The 22,920-nt window shown below is 38.5% G+C and carries 17 protein-coding genes; 11 read left to right on the top strand and 6 right to left on the bottom strand.

Annotation, left to right across the window (positions count from 1 at the left end; genetic code table 11):
• The 5 genes from JST56_02455 to JST56_02435 all read left to right on the top strand — a co-directional run.
• On the top strand, window positions 1–1,957 hold a 1,957-nt coding region (locus tag JST56_02455), incomplete at its 5' end, for a WD40 repeat domain-containing protein (GenBank protein ID MBS1987832.1).
• Between the two features lie 164 nt (window positions 1,958–2,121).
• The gene (locus JST56_02450; GenBank protein ID MBS1987831.1) at window positions 2,122–3,441 is read left to right on the top strand and encodes a phosphodiester glycosidase family protein; all 1,320 of its coding nucleotides are present in this window, start codon (window positions 2,122–2,124) and stop codon (window positions 3,439–3,441) included.
• 95 nt (window positions 3,442–3,536) lie between these two features.
• On the top strand, window positions 3,537–4,460 hold the full coding sequence (locus tag JST56_02445; GenBank protein MBS1987830.1) for a sulfotransferase: 924 nt from the start codon (window positions 3,537–3,539) through the stop codon (window positions 4,458–4,460).
• 10 nt (window positions 4,461–4,470) lie between these two features.
• Window positions 4,471–5,580 carry an aminoglycoside phosphotransferase family protein gene (locus JST56_02440; GenBank protein ID MBS1987829.1) on the top strand — a complete coding sequence of 370 codons (1,110 nt, stop codon included), beginning with the start codon at window positions 4,471–4,473 and terminating at the stop codon, window positions 5,578–5,580.
• A gap of 32 nt (window positions 5,581–5,612) precedes the next feature.
• Entirely contained in the window at window positions 5,613–6,512 is a 900-nt protein-coding gene (locus JST56_02435) for an ankyrin repeat domain-containing protein (protein MBS1987828.1), read from the top strand.
• 75 nt (window positions 6,513–6,587) lie between these two features.
• Here JST56_02435 and JST56_02430 read toward each other — a convergent pair whose 3' ends face one another.
• The 4 genes from JST56_02430 to JST56_02415 all read right to left on the bottom strand — a co-directional run bounded on the left by JST56_02430 (window position 6,588) and on the right by JST56_02415 (window position 15,071).
• A complete protein-coding gene (locus tag JST56_02430) occupies window positions 6,588–7,142 on the bottom strand; it encodes a hypothetical protein (protein MBS1987827.1) in 555 nt (184 codons plus the stop codon).
• Between the two features lie 140 nt (window positions 7,143–7,282).
• Entirely contained in the window at window positions 7,283–10,723 is a 3,441-nt protein-coding gene (locus JST56_02425; GenBank protein MBS1987826.1) for a DEAD/DEAH box helicase, read from the bottom strand.
• Window positions 10,724–10,744: 21 nt separating this feature from the next.
• The gene (locus tag JST56_02420; GenBank protein ID MBS1987825.1) at window positions 10,745–12,229 is read right to left on the bottom strand and encodes a UDP-N-acetylmuramoyl-L-alanyl-D-glutamate--2,6-diaminopimelate ligase; all 1,485 of its coding nucleotides are present in this window, start codon (window positions 12,227–12,229) and stop codon (window positions 10,745–10,747) included.
• Window positions 12,198–15,071, bottom strand: coding sequence for an insulinase family protein (locus JST56_02415; protein MBS1987824.1), 2,874 nt, complete (start codon window positions 15,069–15,071; stop codon window positions 12,198–12,200). Before JST56_02415 ends, JST56_02420 begins: the two co-directional genes overlap by 32 nt.
• A gap of 648 nt (window positions 15,072–15,719) precedes the next feature.
• Here JST56_02415 and JST56_02410 point away from each other — a divergent pair.
• Window positions 15,720–16,469 carry a hypothetical protein gene (locus JST56_02410; protein ID MBS1987823.1) on the top strand — a complete coding sequence of 250 codons (750 nt, stop codon included), beginning with the start codon at window positions 15,720–15,722 and terminating at the stop codon, window positions 16,467–16,469.
• A 43-nt stretch (window positions 16,470–16,512) separates the two neighbouring features.
• On the opposite strand, the gene JST56_02405 is transcribed toward JST56_02410, so the two are convergent.
• Window positions 16,513–17,760 carry a histidine--tRNA ligase gene (locus JST56_02405; protein MBS1987822.1) on the bottom strand — a complete coding sequence of 416 codons (1,248 nt, stop codon included), beginning with the start codon at window positions 17,758–17,760 and terminating at the stop codon, window positions 16,513–16,515.
• A 107-nt stretch (window positions 17,761–17,867) separates the two neighbouring features.
• On the bottom strand, window positions 17,868–18,383 hold the full coding sequence (locus tag JST56_02400) for a GNAT family N-acetyltransferase (GenBank protein MBS1987821.1): 516 nt from the start codon (window positions 18,381–18,383) through the stop codon (window positions 17,868–17,870).
• A gap of 223 nt (window positions 18,384–18,606) precedes the next feature.
• On the opposite strand from JST56_02400, the gene JST56_02395 reads away from it, so the two are divergent.
• From JST56_02395 to JST56_02375, 5 genes are all read left to right on the top strand, one after another.
• Window positions 18,607–19,446 (top strand): hypothetical protein, encoded by an 840-nt coding sequence (locus JST56_02395; GenBank protein MBS1987820.1) that lies wholly within the window; start codon window positions 18,607–18,609, stop codon window positions 19,444–19,446.
• A 97-nt stretch (window positions 19,447–19,543) separates the two neighbouring features.
• Window positions 19,544–20,176, top strand: a complete 633-nt coding sequence (locus JST56_02390) for a hypothetical protein (GenBank protein ID MBS1987819.1) — start codon at window positions 19,544–19,546, stop codon at window positions 20,174–20,176.
• Between the two features lie 85 nt (window positions 20,177–20,261).
• Window positions 20,262–21,098, top strand: coding sequence for a hypothetical protein (locus tag JST56_02385; GenBank protein ID MBS1987818.1), 837 nt, complete (start codon window positions 20,262–20,264; stop codon window positions 21,096–21,098).
• 127 nt (window positions 21,099–21,225) lie between these two features.
• Entirely contained in the window at window positions 21,226–22,227 is a 1,002-nt protein-coding gene (galE, locus tag JST56_02380; protein ID MBS1987817.1) for a UDP-glucose 4-epimerase GalE, read from the top strand.
• Window positions 22,224–22,916 carry a hypothetical protein gene (locus JST56_02375; GenBank protein ID MBS1987816.1) on the top strand — a complete coding sequence of 231 codons (693 nt, stop codon included), beginning with the start codon at window positions 22,224–22,226 and terminating at the stop codon, window positions 22,914–22,916. The genes galE and JST56_02375 overlap by 4 nt, the downstream gene beginning before the upstream one ends.
• Window positions 22,917–22,920: the final 4 nt, after the last annotated feature.

Here is a 22,920-nt window from a genome sequence, read left to right as displayed (position 1 = left end):
TGAAGTGATAAACAGTGCATACAAAAACATTTGTAAAAAAATACAAAAAGATCCGACAATTCTTTTGGAATTCATGGAGCTTAAAGATACCGATCTGATCAAAGGAAAAATTGAAATAATACAAAGATTTTTTGTGGATTTTGAGCAAGCAATTGCGGTTAATAATCCGTCATGTCGCTTGCTTGACGTGCAGCAAGAACAGAATAGTCTTGAGCACATTCTTGGCGATTTCATGAAAAATAAGCACCATTGCGATGCTTTGGCTTGTGGAAAGATGCAAGAATTGGAAGCGTTGCAGAGCATGAGCCATTTATCGGCATGCGGCATTGAAATTGCAGTGCAACCGGATGTTGGAGATGATGAAAAGCTGGCGCAAGCATTGCAGTTGCAATTGAACCTTGAGTTGATGCATGAACGCGAGGCTCGTGAGCAAGAACAACAAAAAGCAAATTTAATTTGTGAAAGTTCAAACATAGAGATTATTGAATATTCAGATGAAAACTTTTCACCACAAGCTTTGGTTAATGATCAACGTTGCAAAAAAGGCACAAGAATTTTCTCTGGAGCAACAAATGACACGCAATTTATTGCACAGCTCAAACAGATAATCAATCATGTCGACATAACCCAAGATCTGGATCAGGGAGTCTTTGATCGACTTTCTGCGCAAGTGCCGAGCAGTTTTTCGATGCTCATGAATCGGGAGATTGGCAGAGCAAGCCGCTATGATGTTATGCAGCACAATTTTGGTGAACCACCAATAACATCGTATGCCCATTATTTTCCAGAATGCTTAATGGTAGGTGATGATGAGGGAGCTGAAGCGCGCGTGAGCATGCTTGAAGGGCATGCAAATTGGGTTAATTGCATGAAACAACTTAGTGATGGTCGACTGGTTTCGTGTTCAAATGATAAAACGATTAAGGTGTGGGATCTGAATGCCAACAGGTGCGTTGGCACACTTGAGGGGCATACAGATTTAGTTGGTTGCATCAAGCAACTGAGTGATGGTCGACTGGCGTCTGCTTCTTATGATGGAACGATTAAGGTGTGGGATTTAAACACCAAGAGATGCGTTGCCACGCTTGAGGGGCATACACGTTTTGTTAGTTGCATCAATCAACTGGATGATCGTCGACTGGTCTCAGGTTCTTTTGATGGAACGATTAAGGTGTGGGATTTAAATACCAATAAATGCGTTGCCACGAAGCTTGAGGGGAACAAAGGTTTGATTAAATGCATCAAACAACTGAATGATGGTCGACTGGTTTCTGGTTTTTCTTTGGGAATGATTAAGCTATGGGATTTAAATCCCAATAGATGTATTGCCCCACTTGAGGAGCATACAGGTGGGGTTAATTCTATCAAACAACTAAATGATGGTCGACTCGCTTCTCCCTCTGGTGATCGAACGATTAAGGTGTGGGATTTGAATACCAACAGGTGTGTTGCCACACTTGAGGGGCATACACGTTGGGTTCAATGCATCAAGCAACTGAATGATGGTCGACTGGTTTCTGGTTCTGGTGACAAAACGATTAAGCTGTGGGATTTGGATACCAACAGATGCATTACCACACTTGAGGGGCATAAAAATTGGGTTAATTGTATCAAGCAACTGAATGATGGTCGAGTTGCGTCTTGTTCGAATGATGGAACGATTAAGGTGTGGGACTTAAATACCAACAGGTGCGTTGCTACGCTTGAGGGGCATGGGGATCGAGTTTATTGCATTAAGCAACTGAATGATGGTCGACTGGTTTCTTGTTCAAATGATAAAACAATTAAGCTGTGGAATTTGTATCCAGACCTTTCATTCGAGCAGATTGCACTGGTAGTTCAGCTTGAGCGATGTTATCAAGAGGACAACCGCATTAATCTTGGTTATTGCTGGCGTGATGTTTTTGAAACATTGCCGGACTATTTTCAAAAACATTTTCGATCGGTTGTTGGTTGATCTTGAAATTCTTTTTACCCTCGATTTTTTTAGTAAGAGCCTGCATGGCAAGCAGAGGTCTCCCGCAACTTCTTCTTTATTAAAATGGACTTGATCATGCTTAATTGACTTATCTGTCAGCACAAGCAAAAATAAAAATAATTCATTTAAAAGAGGAGAAGATTGTGATGAAGAAAAAAAAAATAAAAAATATTTTGATAACAAGTTTTGTATTTGCATGCAGCATAGCTGAAATTTTATCAGCTCGTACCTATGCACCATACACTGGTGAATTTGCAAAGGAAGCCGCTTGTAAGTCGGTTCCCTTTGAGATAGTTGAACAGCGCATTGTTTGCCCTGGTATGGAATATCTCAAATTTTCTAGTGCGGATCCTCTTGTTATTGGATGTGCTCTCATTGTTGATCCAACAAAAATTTATTTAGAATCAGTTCATTCTCGCTGGTTGACGCGACTTGAAAAAGTATCAGAGATGGCAAAGCGTAAAAATGCGCTTGCGGCCGTAAATGGTGGATTTTATCGTCCGAGTCGACACTTTTGTTCAAACCCAGCAGGTGTATTAAAAATTAATGATCTCTTCTATTCCGATCCTCAATTTTCACGCGGTGCACTTGCTTGGAATAAGAATGGTCAAATATATCTTGGTCGTCTGAAAGTTAACTGGTATTTAAATATTGGAAGTAAGCAGTATCGAGTTGATCGGGTCAATCAGCCTCGAGGTGATGGTGAGGCGATTGTGTACAATTCAGCCTTTAGGAACAAGACATTCACGAACAGGCTTGGGGTTGAAATTGTGGTTCGTAATGGAATCGTTAACAAAATAACGGTGAATCAGGGAAATGCAAAAATTCCAGATGATGGATTTGTTTATTCAATTGATCCTCAAGCAGGAATTGATACCAAAGCAATCAGCTTGGGGTCTAAGGTAAAGCTCTCCTATTCACTATCGTTATTTGATGCGCCAAGTAAATCTTTTGAGACTAAAAATCAAAGCTTCGATTTTATTGTTGGTGGCGGTCCAATGATGCTGGCTTCTGGTGAGACGCGCTTGTTTGAAGATATGGATGCAGAAATTATTTCAGGCAAAGCGCTCGTAAAAAGGCACCCAGGTGATTCTGTTGGAGACTATCACGATGCATCGCGACATCGCCACTGGCTTATTGAAAAACGTCATCCACGCACTGCGGTTGGTCAGCGATCGGATAATAAACTTGTTTTTATTGTTGTTGATGGTCGAATTCCAGGTTACAGCATTGGCGTCAATTTATATGAAGTTGCAGATATTATGAAAAGGTTTGGTTGCCAAGATGCGATAAATTTAGATGGGGGAGGCGCGAGTATTCTTTATCTTGAGCGAGCAATTAAAAATATGCTTGCTGGAAGTGATCTTGATGAAGAAGAGCGAATTAGCATCAAAAATAGCGTAGGAATTGAGCGTCCAATTGGTGATGCAATTTTATTTTTTCCACGCAAAGATCTCGTATGATTAAAAATCTTTTTTGACGCCGCGTTGTTTCATGACTATTCTGAACACAACGCTTGTTTTTAAGAGAGCTTTGACTTTTTAAGAAAAGGAGAGTCATGTCAACCGCACAACCATTCAAATTAATTATGTTATCAGCGATGTATGAAAATGGTGGAAACACTACTCATCGATTGCTTGATGGCCATCCAGAGTTATTCGTGTATCCATTTGAATCTCAAATTGGTACCGCGATGTCGACCAACTTTATTCAAACACTTGTTCCGTATCGCTATTGCTGGCCAGAGTTTCCAATTAATGGAAATGTGGCAAGTGACTACGAGCTTTTTTATGATGAAGAGCTTAAAACATTGTTGCGCGTTCCTGAGCGTAGCAAGTTTCGTCATGCCGGACTTGAGATGAATGAAACAGATCGCAAAAAGAACTTTGAAATTTATATGACCGGCAAGGAGCGAACCAGAGCCAATTTGGTTGAAGCCTTCTATGTCTCAACATTTCAAAGTTGGAGAAATTACAATCGATCAGGTAAAGAAAAAGCATACGTTGGATACAGTCCAGTGATTGGGCTTGATGCTGAAAAAATATTTACTGATATGCCTGACGCTCAAATTCTGCATGTTGTAAGAAATCCATATTCTGGGTATGCCGATACCAAGAAGCGTCCATTTCCATTGTCACTTAAAAAGTACATTTGGACCTGGAATATTATGCAGCACATGGCGCTTACTTATGCAGAGCAATATCCAAAGAATTTCCATTTGGTTCGATTTGAAGACATTATTGCTGACAATAATACACTTCCAAATATTTGCACCAAGATGGGCCTTGTAGGGTCTGAGACATTGCAACATCCATCGTGGAATGGCGCTCGTCTTGATCAAGTATATCCATGGGGAACCATTAGAATTCCAACTCCTGATGCAAATATTGCAACCATGAATGAACTGACTGCTGAAGAAAAAGCGGACATTCGAATTTCATCGCTTGTTATGCTCAGACAGTTTGGTTATGAAAACCTGTAAGAATTAGTTTATGACGCTGGAAATAAATAAAAGTCTTGAGCAGTATCTTGCACTCAAGCGTTCGCAGTTCTATTTCAAAGCTGATGTTCAGCTTGAGAATACTCTTCTTGCAGGACTTAAACAGCAACGACAGGCATTGCGACCGTTTTTTATTGCCGATGTGCAAGCCCTTTGCCAAGCATTTTTCAAAAAGAAGATGAAAGAAGTTATTCCTCTTTCCAGCGGAGGAACCTTTCATCTTCTTTATCGTGTTACCGATCAGCACGATAAGCAGTATGTTGTCAGACTCAACCTTCCCGAGTTTGGCTGGATTGCGTACGAATTTTTAATAGATCAGTGGATTTATGAAGTACTGAGAAAAAAGAAGCTTCCAACACTTAAGGTTCATGCCGTTGATCTGTCTCGCGCTCAATTTCCTTTTGATTACGAAATCATTGATTGCGCCGTCGGTCAGCAATTGAGTCTCTTGCAAGATCCGGAGACGCAGTATCTACCGCCTTCAATTCTAGAATCGCTTGGGCAATTTCTTGCAGCACTTCACTCGGTTCGTGTTTCAGGATTTGGTCCCTTTGATATTTCTTCGCTTGGAACAAGTGTTCATCACAAAGTACAAGGTGTTCATAATGCATGGCGCGATTATATTTTTTGTAATCTTGATGAACATGTTGCATTTTGTTTAAATATTGGAGCTATTGAGGCTTTACAGGCTGAGCGCATTATAAAGCTTTTTCATCATTTATCACCACTTTTAACCATTGATAAGCCGGTGCTTTTGCATGGTGATCTTGGCAATCACAATATCTTTTCGGATGGTAAAAAAGTGACCGCTCTTATTGATTGGGAAGATTGTATGGCCGGAGATCCCTACTTTGATATTGCTTATTGGGGCACATTTTATAGAGATCATTATCGTGGTCAGCTGCTTGAAGGATATTGCCAAAAAAATCTTCTTGCCGATGATTTTGAAATTCGATATTGGCTTTATTATTTACGGATCTCACTCTCTAAAACGGTTCACCGTTATCGCTTTGGCTATCAAGATTCTCCAGGGCGGCCTCCCGCTTCGTCACGTATTGGACGAGCACTTGATAATTTTACGCAACATGGCGTCTGTATATAAACATATAAATAATCGAGAAAAAGGTTTAAGCAATGAAGATATTACATCTTGTTGGGGGTATGGTTTTTGTTTTTTTGGTATCAGGCAGTACTGTTCAACCCATGCTTAGTCGTGGCGTTAGCTTCTTTGCAAAAGGTGGTAGCAATAAATCACTGACGTCAATGTTTGGAAATTTATCGCTTAAAAGTAAGCCTCAAACATTTTCATTCGAGCAAAAAATAAAACAACCAAAAAATTTCTTTTCAAAAGACTATTCAAAGTTCTCTCAATTTTATCGTTCAAATTATGCTCAAAAACGATGGTTTAGTGGAACAAATGATGGTTCATTTGATGGCGTTCATTCTGATATTAGTGGAAAAATACTCAAGCGATGTCAGTTGCTTGCATTGGCAGAGCGACTAAAATGTTCTGAGGAAGAGGTACAGCTTCGCATTGAGCAACAACATGAACAAGTTATACGAGAGCTTATTGAGCAAAATATTGAAGGTATTGATACGCTAGATAGTGAAGGACGTACGCCGATAATCTGGGCTATGTATTATAGAAACTATACAGCATTGAAAGTTTTGCTGGAAAAAAAAGCAGATCCAAATAAACCTGATTTGGAAGAAAGAATTCCATTGGATTTTGCGGTGTATAATAATGACATTGATTCCTTACTCGCGTTGATTAGAGCTGGAGCAAATCCAAATGTTGTGCGTAAAATAATTGAAGTTGATGAGCAAGGGGTGGCCAGAGAATATTTGGTTACTACGCTGCGCATTGCGGTTGAAAAAGGCTATTTTGATTGTGTTAATTTGCTGCTTCAATGTGGCGCAAACCCTGAATGTCCAACAAAAGAATATAAAAATTTTTTAATCGAAATTGCTCGTGAGAACGGGAATGAAGAAATAGCTGATTTGCTTGAAATTTATCCACTATATGGTGTTTAGCTTGAGTAATTAAATAAAAAACCCCATTAAGTTAATCAAATAACTTAATGGGGTTGAATTTTTGCGAACTAATTTTTATTGAATTTCTTCATCGCTACTATCATAAAGAAAATCTTCTTCATCAGAAACAGAGAATTCTATGGTGTCGGATCCAAATAAAGCGATTAATTCATTGATGATTGCATCTTCTTGTGCAACTAAAACACGTTCTTCAAGTTGTTCTAAATTCACCGGGGTAAGCGTGGTTGTTTTGAGATAATCGTTTAGATTCAAATCAACAACCCTCTTTAACGCATGAACTCTTTTCATTGTATTAATTCTCTCCAGCCAGTTAAGAAAATTAATACGAAAATTAATAGCATGAGTTTTTTCTTGATGCGATAATTTCTGGTTTTTTTCAATGCTGTCAATATCTAAAATGTCACTAAAAAATTCTTGATGTGCTTCTGTATCATTTTGAGTAAGTTCACAGAGCTCAGCTACTTTTGCATGACATTCAATATCAGTTTTATTATCTCGATACATTGCTTTAAGCTTAGACATAAGTCTTTCATACTCAGGATGTGCGTTAACATTCAATTGTGCGCAGCTGAGCAAAAGAGCGGTTGCGGCTAAAAGTTTGATGTTCATTAGGAAACCTCATTTTCATAAAGTGAGAATTAGTAAAATACTGAACCATTAATCACATTTTAGCAAGTATTTGCAGTTTGTCAAACTTGTTAGACCAGGGGAAAGGTCCCCTGAACCTGGCAAGAAGCCTAAAATACAGGTTACCCCAGTAAAAATTCGAAATCTTCGCGTGAGATGATCGGAGCTCGCTTTTCAGAATCGACATGAGAAATGGACATAATCTCTTCAAATAATTTTGCTTTACGCTGCTTAAGAACCATCATTTTTTCTTCAATAGTATCATGCATAACTAAGCGTGTAACAATTACTTGCTGCTGCTGCCCAATTCTGTGTGCACGGTCAGATGCTTGATTTTCAACCGCAGGGTTCCACCAAGGGTCAAGATGAAAAACATACGAAGCGCGTGTTAAGTTTAGCCCAACGCCGCCAGCTTTAAGGCTGAGCAGCATAACCGGAACTTCTTGGTTAACTTGAAAGCTTTTAATAATTTTTTGTCGCTGAGTAACAGGCGTAGACCCATCAAGACGAGCATAGCTTATGCCCACTTCGATAAAATATTTTTCTACAAGATCAAGCGCACTGGTGAATTGTGAAAAGACAAGTGCCGCATGCCCTTCTTGACTCAGTTCTTTAATTGTTTCAATAAGGTAAGCAATTTTTGGAGAGGGTTTATTAATCTCTTTGTTAACAAGCTCTCCGGTAATGCAAATTTGCCTCAAGCGCAGCAGAGCTGTTAGTGCAATAATTCCAGCCTGTGAAGCACTTTTTGATTCGTACGCATCAAGAACTAAATTTTTAATTTGTGCTACAGTGCGTGCGTATAAGCTTTTTTGACTTGGTTCCATTTCTAAATAGAGGTCAGATTCAATTTTAGGTGGAAGGTCTTTTAAGATATCCGCTTTTGTTCTACGTAAAATAAAAGGCTTACTTCGCTTGAGTAAAAATTGCCCGGAATCATTTTTTGCTTCTGATTGAAACTCTTTATACGGAGGAAATAGTCCAGGGAGTGCTAAATCCATGATCGAATAATATTCGCCAATATGGTTTTCAAGTGGTGTTCCGGTTAGACATATTTTAAAGACGCCATTCAGTTGTCGTGCTGCATTAGTTCTTTTTGCATAAATATTTTTAATTGCTTGAGCTTCATCAAATATGATGACGTGAAATTTTGACTCAGCAAATTCTTTTGCATCGGTTCGTATCATGTCATAGGTTGTTAAAACTACTTGTGCGTCTTTAAAATTAAATGCTCGTGACGCTCCATGATGAACATGTAGTTTGCATGATGGATAAAAGAGTGAGATTTCATGATTCCAGTTAAAGAGCAAGCTTGGAGGTACGACAATAAGGTGAGGGCCACTTTTTTTGAAAGGAGAACTGATTTTTTTTGTATCGACTCCTACAAGAAACGCTATTGCTTGTATTGTTTTTCCAAGACCCATGTCGTCGGCAAGGCATGCTCCAAATCGATGTTGGTATAAAAATGCTAACCAGTTATAACCCACTTTTTGATAGTCACGAAGCTTTCCGGTAAAAGTCTTTGAAAGTTCATATTCAGGGAGTGATGTGAGTGTTAAAAGATTTTTGAGCAACATCTCTTCTGCTTTGGGAAGATTGAGTTTTGCACCCATTTGCTTCATTTGAAAGAGGTCAAAAATTTGTAATCGGGGAATTTGAAAAAAATCGGGGGCCTCTTTTTTTGTACTCTTCTTCTTTGGATTAACATACAAAAGAATTCTTTTGAGCATTTTTAATGATTCATCATCAATCAATTGAACCGTTTGCTCATTCTGATACACGCCCATTTGCTCTAAAATTTTTTCCCATTTTTCTATCGGTAATTGTGCGCCTTGGTACAATATTTCAGGCTTAACTTCAAACCAATCAATATCGTTATCTTTCTTGATAATAATATCAAAATCGAGTTTAACTCGTTCAATTTTCTTGCCTTCATAAAAAAGCTGTACATCATTTTTATCAAGTTCACTCTTGAACAAAGAAAGATTTTTGAGCAGATCAGTTTGAGAGATTGTCATACTGATAAATGAAGAGTTCTCTTCAAAATTATTTATGCCACTTTTAACGCATGCAGCAAAGAGATGAGCGGTATCTTTTAAAAAAAGTTGGTACTGAGCAAATTGCCCATCAACTATAAAAATAGATTGAAAAATGGGCTGAATATCTGAATCTTTAAATCGTTCAAGTACTTGAACAAGCTTATCTTTTTGTATTTTATTGAGGCGAAAAAGTACTTCCTTGCATTCGTCAATAACTGTTTGAATAATGAGGTCCTTATCTGAATCTGTTTGAGCATTCAGTATATTCACAAGAGCGTTGTAGGTAAAAAGTCTGACTTCTTTTCTTTTTGACGGCAGCGCATCAATAACTTCTTGTACTAAGTGATTTATGGTATGAAGTTTTTCTTCTGCATCTAAAATATCAGGTAAAATTTTTAGCTCAGCTGATACCATGCCAGATTGTAGCATTTTTTTTATGAACACAGATTTTTGTAATTTAAAATGATTTACAGGAGCCGCTTTATCATTTATTTTAAAAAAGAAATTCGTGAGCGATGGGCCGTTGAGTCCCGCTGTGATCAATGGCTTCTGTTTTAGATTTTTTATAGGCACAGTCAGCTGAGCATTCTCAGAAAATATAATAAATTCAGACGTGGCATTTCTTTTTTTCAGTTCATCCCGTAAAACTGTCCAAGGATATTGCCAAGGAGTGGTTGCAATAGTAACCTCGCCTGCAAAAAATCCAAATTGCCCAAGATCTGGATTAAAAAGAATGCCAGGACCAATCAAAAGAAGCCCATTTAGGGCTTGGTTGCTTTCAAGGGCAGGCTTCATGATTACTTGCTTGCCATCAATAAGATCAATAATAAGTTTTGGCTGGCAGGTGAAGAGATCTTTGCTCATGATTCGATATACAGCTTTGCCATGATGAAGAAAAAATGGATAAGTACCAATACAAGATTTTAAAGTATTTAAAAAAACTTTTGCGTCCAGATAGTTATGAAAAGGCTTTAACTGTTTTGGTATTTCAATGCTCCCATCAAGAGCGTCTTTGTCTTGATAATGAACTCGTATAGAGACTGGAAAATGCGAAGAAAAATCCAAATTTTCAAGGATATGGTTTTTATAAATATGCACCGAAAAGTCAGCAGCTTTGAGTGTTGGAGTTTGATGAGGAGTTGCTTCTTGAGAAGATGCTTTCATGAGTTGCTCATGAAGAACTTTTTCTCGATCCGATTTGTGGTTATTTTTTAGCAGATCAACAATGGTGAGTAACGCGCATACTTCATGTTTACAAGGAAGGTTTCCCCAGGTGCTTTGCACCGGGCATGTGCATTTGCCAACAACTTGCTTTTGCCGATTGAGTTCCAATTGCACCCGATACATCTGAGAGCCTTCAACAAGGCATTCCAAGACTGAGTCATTATTTTTCCAGGTAAAGCGTTGGAGTGCTTCATTTTTAAAATAATGTTCGCCTCGCTTGAAATACTGGTCATCAGTTGACTGTGCAATTTGGTATTTAGATAAAGTTTTAAGCTTTGCAAGCATTGTGGTATTGGACAAGAGCGCATCTCCTTATAAAGCTTAGAACTGTTGTATTTCTTGGTAATCATCAAAGTACAAAACCGCATCACCAACGATATAATAATTTTCATGCCCCTTTCCCAGGATTGCAATAATTGCTTCTGGTTGAGCCAGTTCAGCTGCATATTGAATCGCCAGAGATCTATCCGGCTGACAGCTTACAATTTCATGCTGACTTGCAGGAATGCCCGCCAAAATATTGTGAATAATTGTTATGCCGTCCTCGGAGCGGGGGTTATCATTGGTCAAGATAATCTGATCAGCATATTGAGCAGCTACCGCTCCCATAGCTGGTCTGCGTGAGGGATCGCGGTCGCCACCACATCCAAATACAACAATTAAATTTTTTGTCATTGTTCGCAAGAGTTTTAAGACCGCATCCATTGAAGCTGCATTGTGTGCATAATCAACAATACCAAGTGCTCCATTTTTTAAGCGGTGCAACTGCATGCGCCCAGGAACTCCAGAAAACAAATCGAGAGCATGCTGAATTATATCAGGTTTTATCCCCATTTTGAAAGCAATTAACCAAGCCATAACCAAGTTGTAACCATTAAAATCCCCAATCAAAGCAGCGCATGTAATAATTTTTCTACTGACATCCGGAGCATCGGGTTCTAAAGCTATCGAAAGCGACATGCTATCAAGAACAGAAAATTGTACGTGCCGATGATTGTTTGCATCAGGTATTAATGATTGCTGTCCACATGTGATAACGGTTACGTTCGGTAATTGAATGGCACGCGCAAGTGCTTTGAGCCCCCACTCGTTATCAGTATTAATAACGATAGATCCGCCCGGTTTTACTTGATCAAATAATTTGAGCTTATCGGTAAAATAATGCTCCATGCTCGTATAAAAATCCATGTGATCGTGATACAAGTTAGTAAAGCCAACAACATCAAATAAAATTCCATCAACTCGATTCAGGCTTAATGCATGTGATGATGTTTCAAGAACAACATGGCTCACTTGATGCTGAACAGCTTGAGCTAGAAACATCTGCAAAGCATCGCTTTCAGGAGTTGTGTGAGTACCTTGCATTTCTTTGATGATTGGTGTGTTGAGTGTTGTATCATAAGTCGCAATAAAATTTTTGATGGTGCCAACAAGACCGGTCAGAAGACCTGCTGTACGTAAAATATGTTCAACCAAGTATGTTGTTGTACTTTTGCCTTTGGTTCCGGTGACCCCAATCATGGTGAGTTGTGCTGCTGGGTTACCAAGCGCTTGTGCCGCTCGTTTTGCAAGTTCTTGGCGTGCATTACATACAACATCAAGTTTTATGTTGTGCATTGAACACAATTGCTCAAGCTCAGGTGTCAGTGTTTTGTCTTCAATAACAATAGCAGTTGCACCACGATTGATTGCTTGAGCTATGCAGGTTGCTCCATCAATTTTAAAACCGCGAATAGCAACAAAGGTTGAACCTTGCCCCACGTGGTCGGTATGGCTAGTTACCGGATATGTTTTGGGGATCAACATTGTTGAGCCTTCCAACTTTAATGGTTGACCAGCTTGCAGGATTAAGATAATTGCTCACCACAGCATTTACTTCTTCATGTGTTACGGCATTGATGCGATCAAGGCAGTTATCAAAATAGTTCCAGTCTTTGTTATTGCGAATAATAAAATTATACGCATTGTTGAGTGCTTGATTTGTTGCAAATGACTTTGCAAGCTCCATTCTTTTGGTTTGCTTTGCAACATTTAAATCATATTCAGGTATACCGTTATCAGCAATTGATTGGAGCATTGTTCGAATGAGCTTTTCGGTCGGTGCAACGTTTTGTGGTGAAAGAAGTGTAACAACTCGACCAGCTCCTTTGGTTAAAAATCCAGATGCAGAAAGCGATCCCTGGCATGAATAAAAAAGCCCAGTTGCTTCGCGAATGGCGAATAGTTGTTTGTTGAGATATTGCTCGATGAGCTCAAGAATAAGGTCATCATCTGTATCTGCGTAATTGGTAATGCGTGCAAGCATCAGCACTACCATTTCTTTGGGCATTGGTTTGATGATTTCTTGTGGCGCAGGATTTGTGATCTCTGGAATGGTAAAATCGTATGAGTTATCACGTATTGATGGCTTCCATGATCCGAAGATTTTTTCTAGGTCAGCTTTAATTGTTTTTTTGTCGATATCGCCAACCAACGTAATAAACATTCCAGTAGGGATGACGTAGTTTTTGTGAAAGGTAAAAAGCTCATTGCGCCAAGTTTTTTCAAGTAAAGCAATCATCTGATCATCACTCTTACGCCATGGATATTGAGCAAAAAGATAATCCCCGATAGTTTTACTTGCAACATATATTTCGCTTTTTTTATTCATTTTAATTGACTCAATCTCATGAGCAATTGCTTGATTAAATGAAGCTCTTGGAAAGGTTGGTTGTGTCAAAATATGCATGCAGCGTTGACCAACGACTGCTAAGTCTTCTTGAAGGCATGAGCCTGACGCTCCACCAGATCCGAAGAATGCTGAGGCGCCAAGTTTTTCAAAGAAATCGATATGATCTTTTTTAGAAAATCCCTTACTTCCTTCCAGTAACTGTGACATGGTCAACATTCTGACATGCTCTTGGTTATTGTTATCAAGATAGAGTGATAGTTGCTCATTATTCTTAAAGCTGCATGAAAATGCGATAAATGGAGTATTTGGTTTATTTTTAATAAAGACTTCAAGTCCGTTTGAAAGAATAAAGTGTTGATCCGGTTTTTCTAAAGAAAAATCAATGAGTTCAGGTTCAGGGAGTTGATCAACAAGATTTTTTTCTTCATCAACCTGAGATTCTCGAATTTTATTGTTGATTAATTTTTCATCAGCTGTGTCAATCATGGCATGCAGAGCTTCCCATTCTTGTTCGTCATTCTGGGCAATGGGCTGAAACGAAATTGTGTGCATGCGTGATGGCTTAAGAAATTTTTTACAAAACTCTTGGATTGTTTTTTTGTTGAGTGAATCGCAAACTCTTATGTCATCAAAAACTTGGTATTCATTTCGTTCAATAAAGTAGTTTGATGCAAACATTGATGCGATAGAGACGTTGTACTGAAAAGCATCCAGAAGCGACGTTTTTGAATTGTGTCGAAAGTTAGCAAGCTCTTGTTCTGTTGGACCATTAACCATTAAATCATTAATTTGATCAGTGATAAATTGCTTACATCGTTTAACAATAGACTTTTTATTAAAGGTTTTATCAAACCAAGAACGGTCAGCTTCATTTTTCGGGCGCAGGTAAATATACATGTTTCCCCCAAATTGAGCGACATGTCCGCCAGCTGATATGCCAAAAACAAGATTGTGTTCATCGCGTAAGGGGCGAAGCCTTTCCTGTAAAACGTATTGCATAAAATCTTGAGCATGTGCACTTGTGCGATCCTGATAGTTGCTCAGTGTCTTCCAGGTTAGAAATAGAATTGGTGCTGGAATGTGCTTACTTACAACAATTTTCTTTTGCGTAATTTGTTGATCGGGCATATCAAATGTTGGAGCATCTTCAATGTTTGATGCTGCAGGGATTGAGTCAAAATGAAGATAAACAAGTTTTTTAAAACTTTCGACATCAACGTTGCCAACAACGGTTAAAAGACCTTTTTCAGGAGTGTAGTGTTTCTTATAAAATGCTTTGAGTTGGGCTGCATTTGCTTGAAGCAAGTCTTCTTTAAATCCTCCCAATGGATGGTGGTAAGGATGATTAGATGGATAAAATTCTTCGCCAAGAATGTTATGTACAAGGCCTGATGGATCTTTACTCCTCATTTTGAGTTCGTTAACAATGGCTTTAACTTCAGATGCAAAATGGTGCTCATCAAAGCGAACGTTTTCCATGCAATCGGCAAGAATGCCAAGAAATACAGGCCAATTTTTTTCATCAGTTTTAAAATAGTATCGTGTAAGATCTGTGCTGGTGTTGGCGTTGTATCCAATTCCAATACTGCCAATACAAAACTTTTCAGCGATTGCTTTCAGATCAAGCTCTGACATTTTTTCGGTGCCTTTAAAAATCATATGTTCAACCGCGTGAGCAAAACCAAATTGCCCGTGCTCTTCGTCTTTTGAGCCAACTGCAAAGGTAAGCATGGTAACCACTTCGGGTGACATATTTTCTGGTTGCGTTTGATAGAGTAATGCGGTGAATCCGTTATCAAGAACCAGTTTTGTAATTTTTTTACTCGAACGGACTAAGCACTCATCAAGATGCGAAAGTCCTTGAGTTGAATTTATTGCAGCATTCTTTTGAAGGCTATTTGGAGAACTATGAAGAAGTGAAAATGTAAACACGGTCAATAAAAAATAGATGGGTAAACCGAGCTTTATGTGCTTCATGCTTAGTTCCTCTTTGTTATAACTAGAATAACTTGACTGGCAAGCTATTCTAGCATTCAGGTAAAAACAGTTCAAATGCGCGCAATAAACATGTCGTAACTTTTAATATTATGTTAATTCTCTGAATGTGTCGATCTGGAGAGTGTATTCGAAACTGTATCACATTGATACAGTTTGTTGGACGCCTCAGTTATCCTTCATCAAGAAACAGTTTAGAGGCAACTTACTAACAACTTTGTTGGCAACTATTATGGAAAGTTTGTTTTGTATTGGTTTTAAAAGCTTTTTTAATAAATTTTGAAATTTTAGAAGGTTTCAGTTTGGCGTTAACTCAAAAATTACAAAAGCCTCGCTGGATTTTCTATTATATTTATTCAAATTATTGATCAAGTCGTGATATTGGAGAAATATTTTTTTATGTAATTTTCAATTTTAGCAATTATTTTTATTAAAATATGGGTGTAATGATAAATGAATATTTCATCAATAAAAATTGCATATTATTTGTGAAAATATTGAATTGAAAATAAAAAATAATGATCGATTATATTTAATTACAAAGAACCTGGCTTTTGCTATTTTTTACTGAGTAAGTAAACTACTGGTAACGGGCAAAACTGCACTTAATTTCGTATTTTGGATAATGCTATGAAAACTACTATCGATGAACAAAATCTTTTGGACTCCGATCAGAAAGGTGACATGGACCGTCAATCAGATTTAGAAAAAAATGAAGCGGTTCTCTTGGGTGATGAAAGCACAAGGAATCATCTTCACGGCGATGCTTTACAAGTTGAGCAACCAGGAGATGATCTTCCTATTTCGGAAATGGATCTTTCCGAGGAAGATCGACAAGCTTTTGAGCAACAAATGGAGCTGTATAAAAAAAAGATTATCTGCACAAAGCTTAGTGATGAGTTAACTCATCGATTTAACGATGCTGCAGGACTTTTGATAACACTTGATGCTGAAGTGATATCAAAACAGAATCAAGCTCTTGAAAAAAATGATTACATCAAACAAATTGTGCAACAACTTATGCATGATGGCTATATTCAGGTTAATGAACAAGAATTCAAGAGATCTGAAGAAAGCGTGCAAAAATATGTAGACCTGCTTAATGATGTTCGAAATGAAATCAATCAAGAGATGCAGCGCATAGCGCTTATGCAGACTGCTGAAGAAGGTAAGGAATTTGCTGTTTGGAAGACTGCGCCTGATGAATATCCAGTGTATGTTGAGCAGCGCATTAAGCAACTCAAGCACTATATTAAATCGGTGAGACGCGATCTTAACATCAGTTATTCACGTTACTGCTTTGGCTTTGAGTCTCAAATGAGACGGATTGAATCTATTCAGCGTTATATCGAGCGTGTCGTAAAACAACGAGCTTCGTAAAAACAAATTTTGTATCTTGAAGAGTAGACGCTTACGCGTCTACTCAATTTTTTAGAATCTTAATTATTTCTGCTTGTTTGACAACTTGTGTTGCCCCTTTGAGCATGTCTTTAACCGTGACCGTTCCTTGAGCTTGTTCATCAGAGCCAAGCATTAAAACATAGCGAGCGCCAAGCTTGTTAGCTTTCTTGAGCATGTTGGTTACTGATGATCCTTCAAGAAGAACTTCTGTACACAAATCATGATTCACTAATTCTTGTCCCAAAAGCAATGCAAGCGGTTGCTGCTCTTGCGCGACAGGAATGATGGCGTGAAGTGCTGGTTGTTCAGGAAGTGCTAATTTTTGAGCAGATTGTTCCATAAGCATCAATGTTCTTCCAATCCCAATCGCGCAGCCAATTGAAGCAAGGTCATCGTTGGCTCCAACTTCTTTACCGAGGCTATAGCGTCCACCGCCACAAAATGTATTTTGTGCTCCTAAATCGCGTGATGAAAACTCAAAAGCCGTTTTATTGTAATAATCTAAACCTCGAACAAGCAGTGGATCAATAATAAAATTGACTGAAAGTATGGTAAGCGTTTCTTGTAAAAGTTTCCACTCTCCATTGCACGGCGTGCAGAGTTGGTCAATAAGCTTAGGTGCTTTGATATATAACTTTTGGCATGTTTCACTTTTGCAATCAAAAATGCGCAGCGTATTCCGATCTTTTCGCGTGGTACAGGTTGAGCAGATTTGATCGGCAATAGTTTCTAAAAATGCAAGTAATGCAGCCTTATGATTTTTTCGGTCATCACTGCACCCTAAAAAATTTAATTTAAGAACATAATTTTCAATTTTCAACTTATGCGTAAAAAGGTCATCAAGCATTTTGAGAAATTGGATGTCATGCATAATTGAAGGACTATTTACCACTTCAATACTGAATTGAGAAAATTGGCGCCAACGACCTTTTTGAGGTCTTTCATGTCGAAACATTGGACCATGAGTATAAACCTTCCAAGGGCGCTGTTGTACACCATTCTCAATGTATGCACGAATGGTAGAGGCGGTGCCTTCTGGGCGTAAGCAGATGCTGTCTTCGCTTTCCGCTTTGAATACATACATCTCTTTTGAGACAACGTCAGTGTCGGTTCCCAGTGAGCGAACAAATAAATTAGTATGCTCAAGGATAGGTGTTTGTATTTCTGTAAAGTTATAACACTGCATGTGATGCTGTGTTGTTTGCATAAAAAAGGTTTGTAGCTTGAGGTCCAGAATGTCTTCGGTTCCTCGTACGCGTGAAATCATCATGGTTCCTTTCGCATAGGGTAATTGATGCTTGCCATTTTAGCAGATTAACCTTGAGTGGCCTATGCTTTTTTGATTATTGCCTATTACAGCAATGCGAAAAGAGTCTTTTAAAGTTTCTTAGTCATGTAGGCAGCATCATGATATTCACCATGGTGTGCAAAGGCTTGTTCAATAATGCCAACAATTGCAAAGCCCTGAGCTTCGTAGAGCTTAACGGCCGCTTCTTGGCGTTGGTTAACAAGCAGGTAGGCGATAATAATTCGTGGATCATGAGTAAGTTTTTCAAGAAGTTTTTTGATGAGTTGTGTCCCTATTCCCTTGCTTCGTGCTTCCGGCAGTACATAGACCGAAATAATACGTGCTCGGTGTTGATTGATACAGCCATCATCCAGTAATGCACCGGCCATACCGACCAAAATTCCGGAGCGCTCGGCAAAAAGCATATACCCTGTTTTTCCATCCTCTTTGAGGCGCTGTTTCCAGACATTGTCTGGTAGTGCGGCATCTTCTTCGTACGTTTTTCCAAATGCATACGGATCTTGCATGATTGCATGCAGCCGGAGGGTTTTATATTCACGCCAGCGTGATGGTGTGAGTGAAATAATGTTGACCGTGTCTTTCATGAAATCACCTTATCTGTAAAACAAGATTGAAATATTCTGCACAATTCACCATAGCAAATTTTCAATAAATCGAGTATTACGGTTTACTAAAATCATCTTGATAGAAATAAATTTTAAAGTTCTTAAAATTAAATTATGCATACGGGATTGCGCATCAAGTAAAAAACGTTTATACAATGACGGTTGTTGTTATTTTTTTAACCGTGGAAAAAGGAATATTGGTATGGTTTTTAGAAATGTTATGTACGTATTGTTTTTAGTTGCTTCATGTGTAAATGTTGTAGAGCTTAGTGCAGCTCCTGGGAAATTATCTCAGGGTCAGTATCAAGCTTCCAGTCAACAAGTTTATAAATTTTTTCAGGATAACTCATTTGATTTTGCAGAGCATTGGCAATTATTCAAAGAGGGTAATATTGAGCTTGAGACTTTGAAGGGGATGATTGATCAAAGACTTCAAGAAGCTGCACAAACTGTTAGTTTGGGAAAGAGCGCAACGGTTTATACGCTTTTGACCAAATGCTTTGGATCTTGTGCGCCAGAGTCGAAGTGGTTGAAAAAAACTATTAGTGAAAGCTTAGATGCTGCTAATGCTCAGCGAAGAAAAAGCGCGCTGGCCGAAAAGAAGCCATTTACCAAATTTCAGCTTAATCTATCTTGGGCGCCATGCACAAAAAATGAAAGTGCTCAGGTGTTTTTCGAATCAATCAGTCATGCAATGTCTGTATTCTTGGATGAAATACAAGCATCCCAAAATATTCCTCAATTTTTGCTTATTGTCAGAAACCTGAAGGCGGGAAATCAACAGAACATTGTTGCTGAATTTATTACTCTTCCCAATCAATTACCGTTTTCTTCTCAAGGTTATGAATCTAAAGAATCAGTAGATTTCGTTATGGAAGAAGACGAGATCCAGGATCAATATGACCAGTCCAACGCTTGGGATCTGGAGAGCGACCTGTGGACTGCGGTAGGTGAAAATGTTGATGGTAAGGTTCAGGTCTTTATGCTTGCCGCAGGAGTTACCTGTGTTGCTATTGGTATTTTTGGAAGCTTGTTTCTCTAAGACCTAACTCGAATGTGATTGTAAAAAAAATTAAGAGCATCAAGATAACAACTTGGTGCTCTTGTTCGTTAGCATCAAAAATAAAGGAGAAATAGTAATGAAGCGTTTTATTGCAAGAGTTTTTCTTTTGCTTGGTTGTTTTACGCCTCTTTATGGGATTAGCAGTGAATTGTGTGAACAAGCATGGTTTATCTGTCCATGGGAAAAGATTGAGCAAGAATATAAAGAAAACCAGAATATGCTCAATATCAGTGTTTATGATATTCCAGAATATAAAAACAATTTGCCAGAGTGGATAACCGATGCCTGGGTTAATGAACTTGTTACATATTCTAAAAAATCTATAAATATTAAAGGTATTTCGTTGTTGCAGGAATCGGATGGAATAAATTCTATTCTTTCCACTCAAGGATTAGATGATTCATTCAAACAAGCTTTTAACGCTTACTCAAAAGCTCATGCAGGTGTGAATCAGTTAGAGCCATTTGATATTTTTTTGAGTTGTTTTTCCACGAAAAGTGATGTTAATTTTTTTACGTGTACGTTTGTTTCAACAAGTCAGCGTCATCAAATAAAGACAAAGCCCAATAACGTATATTTACTTCATAATAAACCCTTGATTGCTTCGCAAGAGTCATCCACCAACATTTACGGGAGTATTTTGTTTGGTTCACTTGCATATGGCCTGCTTCTTGCAATAGCATATTTGGGTGAAGGTCCGGGCGCATAAAGCTGTGCTGCATATGCAGCGTGACATGTTGATAAAAAATAAAATACTATTTACCCAAATTGTGGAGTTTTCAGGAGAGGAGTTCATGAGTGGACTACGAAGAAATATTGTGTATCTTGCACTTTTGATTGGCTCATGTTTGTATGATCCATTGGTCAATGCTCAAGACTCAAAGCTGTACTTGGTATCGAGTATCCAAGTTTTAGATTTTTTAGCCAACAACGGGTTGAATGTACCAATGCTTTGGGAAAACTTTTCAGCAACGAATACTCGTTTTTTAGAACTCCGCTCAATTATTGCAAAAAAATTTGAGCATGCAATAAAGGATAAAATTCCAAATAAAGACTTTACTATTCTTGACCTGCTGATTCAGCTTTTTGGAAAGAGATCTTTAGAAAAAATATTTCCAGACATTGCTTTAAACGACCGGTGTTGCAAGCTTAATAAGCTTGGAGCACCTGACTTTGTCAGATGGAAGCTAAGTGGCGATTGGGCAGAACCATTAAATGACCAAGATATTAGAATATTCGTGTATTTTTTTGCGTATCAAATTTGTTTATTTCTTGATGATGTTCAAAATAATTACAAAATTTTACCTCAATTTTGGGTTGCTTTTGTCCACCTTTTTTCTACAAAAGAAAATGATGAAAACGCGAGGTCTCATATATTCGATATTTGTTGGATTATTGACTCTGATAACGTTAAACTTTTTGATATTTCTCGCGATATGATGAGTGACTTTCTTAAAGAGCTTGGGCTTGAAATAGGGGGTGGTAATAACGATGAAGAGAGTGAACATGGCGAGTTTGGCGATGGTCTGAATAATGTTATTGAAGAACTTGAAGCATTTGCATTAGATATTGATGAAGTGACTTTTTTTAAAGAGCTTGAGCTTGAAATAGTGAATAATAACAATAATTAAGAAAATGAAGATATCTATGTTTAACATGAGATCAAGCTTTTTATTTTTGCAGCTGGCCTTATTCCAATTACTCGCGTTGCTTACCATACAAAGCTGTTTGTCCAAAAATTATACGATCGAGAAAGAAATGAAGAGAGTAGTACTTGTCATTGGCGGGGCTGGGTATATCGGCTCGCATACATCGTGGTTGCTTGCGCAACAAGGTTACCGAGTAGTTATTCTTGATGCACTTATGCATCAACAGCCTGTGAATTTGCCATGGGCAACATTTATGCAGGGAGACTTTGGCGATCGCCAGCTGCTCAAAAAAATATTTTCAGAGCTCGCAATTGATACGGTGATGCACTTTGCAGCATTTATTGAAGTGGGTGAGTCAGTTAAAGATCCTGCAAAATATTATAATAATAATGTTATCAAAACTATTCACTTGCTTGATGTCATGCGTGAGTACAGCGTGAACAAATTAATTTTTTCTTCCAGTTGTGCGGTCTACGGCAACCCGGTGCGTTTGCCCCTTGATGAAGAGCATCCCACCAATCCTGTCAGCCCCTATGGGCGAACCAAGCTCATGATCGAATATGCGTTGCAGGATTATGCCCTCGCCTATGGAATGCGTTATGTTGCATTGCGCTATTTCAACGCTGCTGGTGGCCTGACCGAGCAAGGACTTGGTGAGTTTCACAAGCCAGAGAGCCACATCATTCCTATTTTACTTGCCGCTGCGCGCAATAATAAACCCTTTAATATTTTTGGAACTGATTACAACACGCTTGATGGAACCTGTGTGCGCGATTATATCCATGTTCTTGATATTGCTCGCGCTCATGTGCAAGCATCGGAGTATCTGAATTCTGACGGTCAAAGCCAAGTTTTGAATCTTGGAACAGGGATTGGCTACAGCGTTAAGGAGCTTGTTGCTTGTGCGCAAGAGGTGTCTGGGGAACAAATCCAAATCAATTATGGACCACGTCGTTCTGGTGATGCTGAAACGTTGGTAGCAGATGCAACAAAGGTTGCTCGGGTGCTTGGTTGGAGGCCGCAATATTCAGACATGCGCGAAATTATGCGCAGTGCGCATGCATGGCAGGTGAATCTATTTTCAAAAGAATTAGAGAGGGTAGAGGTATGAATTTTTTGTGGACTATTGCGCTGGGGCTGGCGGTGAGTTGCTTTTCAGGAGATGCCTTTGGAATGTTTGGATATCAATCAACTGAAATGAAGCTCTTTGGGGCAATTAAGAATGGTAATGATCAAGAAGCTATAAAGCTTATAGATAAGAAAGCGACTATAGGATGGGGATATGCAACGAATCTTGACCAGACAACAGATTTAGAAATTAAGCCCATGGTTGAAGTTACCACCAGGAGAATGCCTAAATTTAGCGTGACGAAGATTGAGAATGCTACGCCTCTTATTTTGGCAGCGTGGTTTAAACGTTCTAATATTATTGACAAGCTTATTGCTGAGCAAGAAACTAATAAAAGGCCTATCGGTAATAAAAAGCAAGCAATAATCTCTGGTTTAAATGTGGCTGAAAACAAAGAAGAAAAAATAAAAGATGCTTCTGCAATTGATGTAGCAAGATTTCGAGGTTATAAAAAATTAGTTAAAAAGCTTATTGACGAAAAAATTGGTAGCAAGCTTGATCTCCAGACTGCACAAGAGTGGCTTGACGGAAAAAAAGCAGAAAAAACTGCGAGTAACCTCGAGCTTAAAAATAAATTAGAAACTCTTCAAGAATCTCTGACCAAACTCAAAGCAAAACTCAATCAGCTGACGCAAAGCTTGCAGCAGCTTAAAGGTGGCTTAACCGTTTAACTGC

It is taken from the genome of Candidatus Dependentiae bacterium, assembly GCA_018266175.1.
Lineage (GTDB): Bacteria > Babelota > Babeliae > Babelales > RVW-14 > JAFEAY01.
This window is presented reverse-complemented; position numbering and strand designations above follow the sequence as displayed.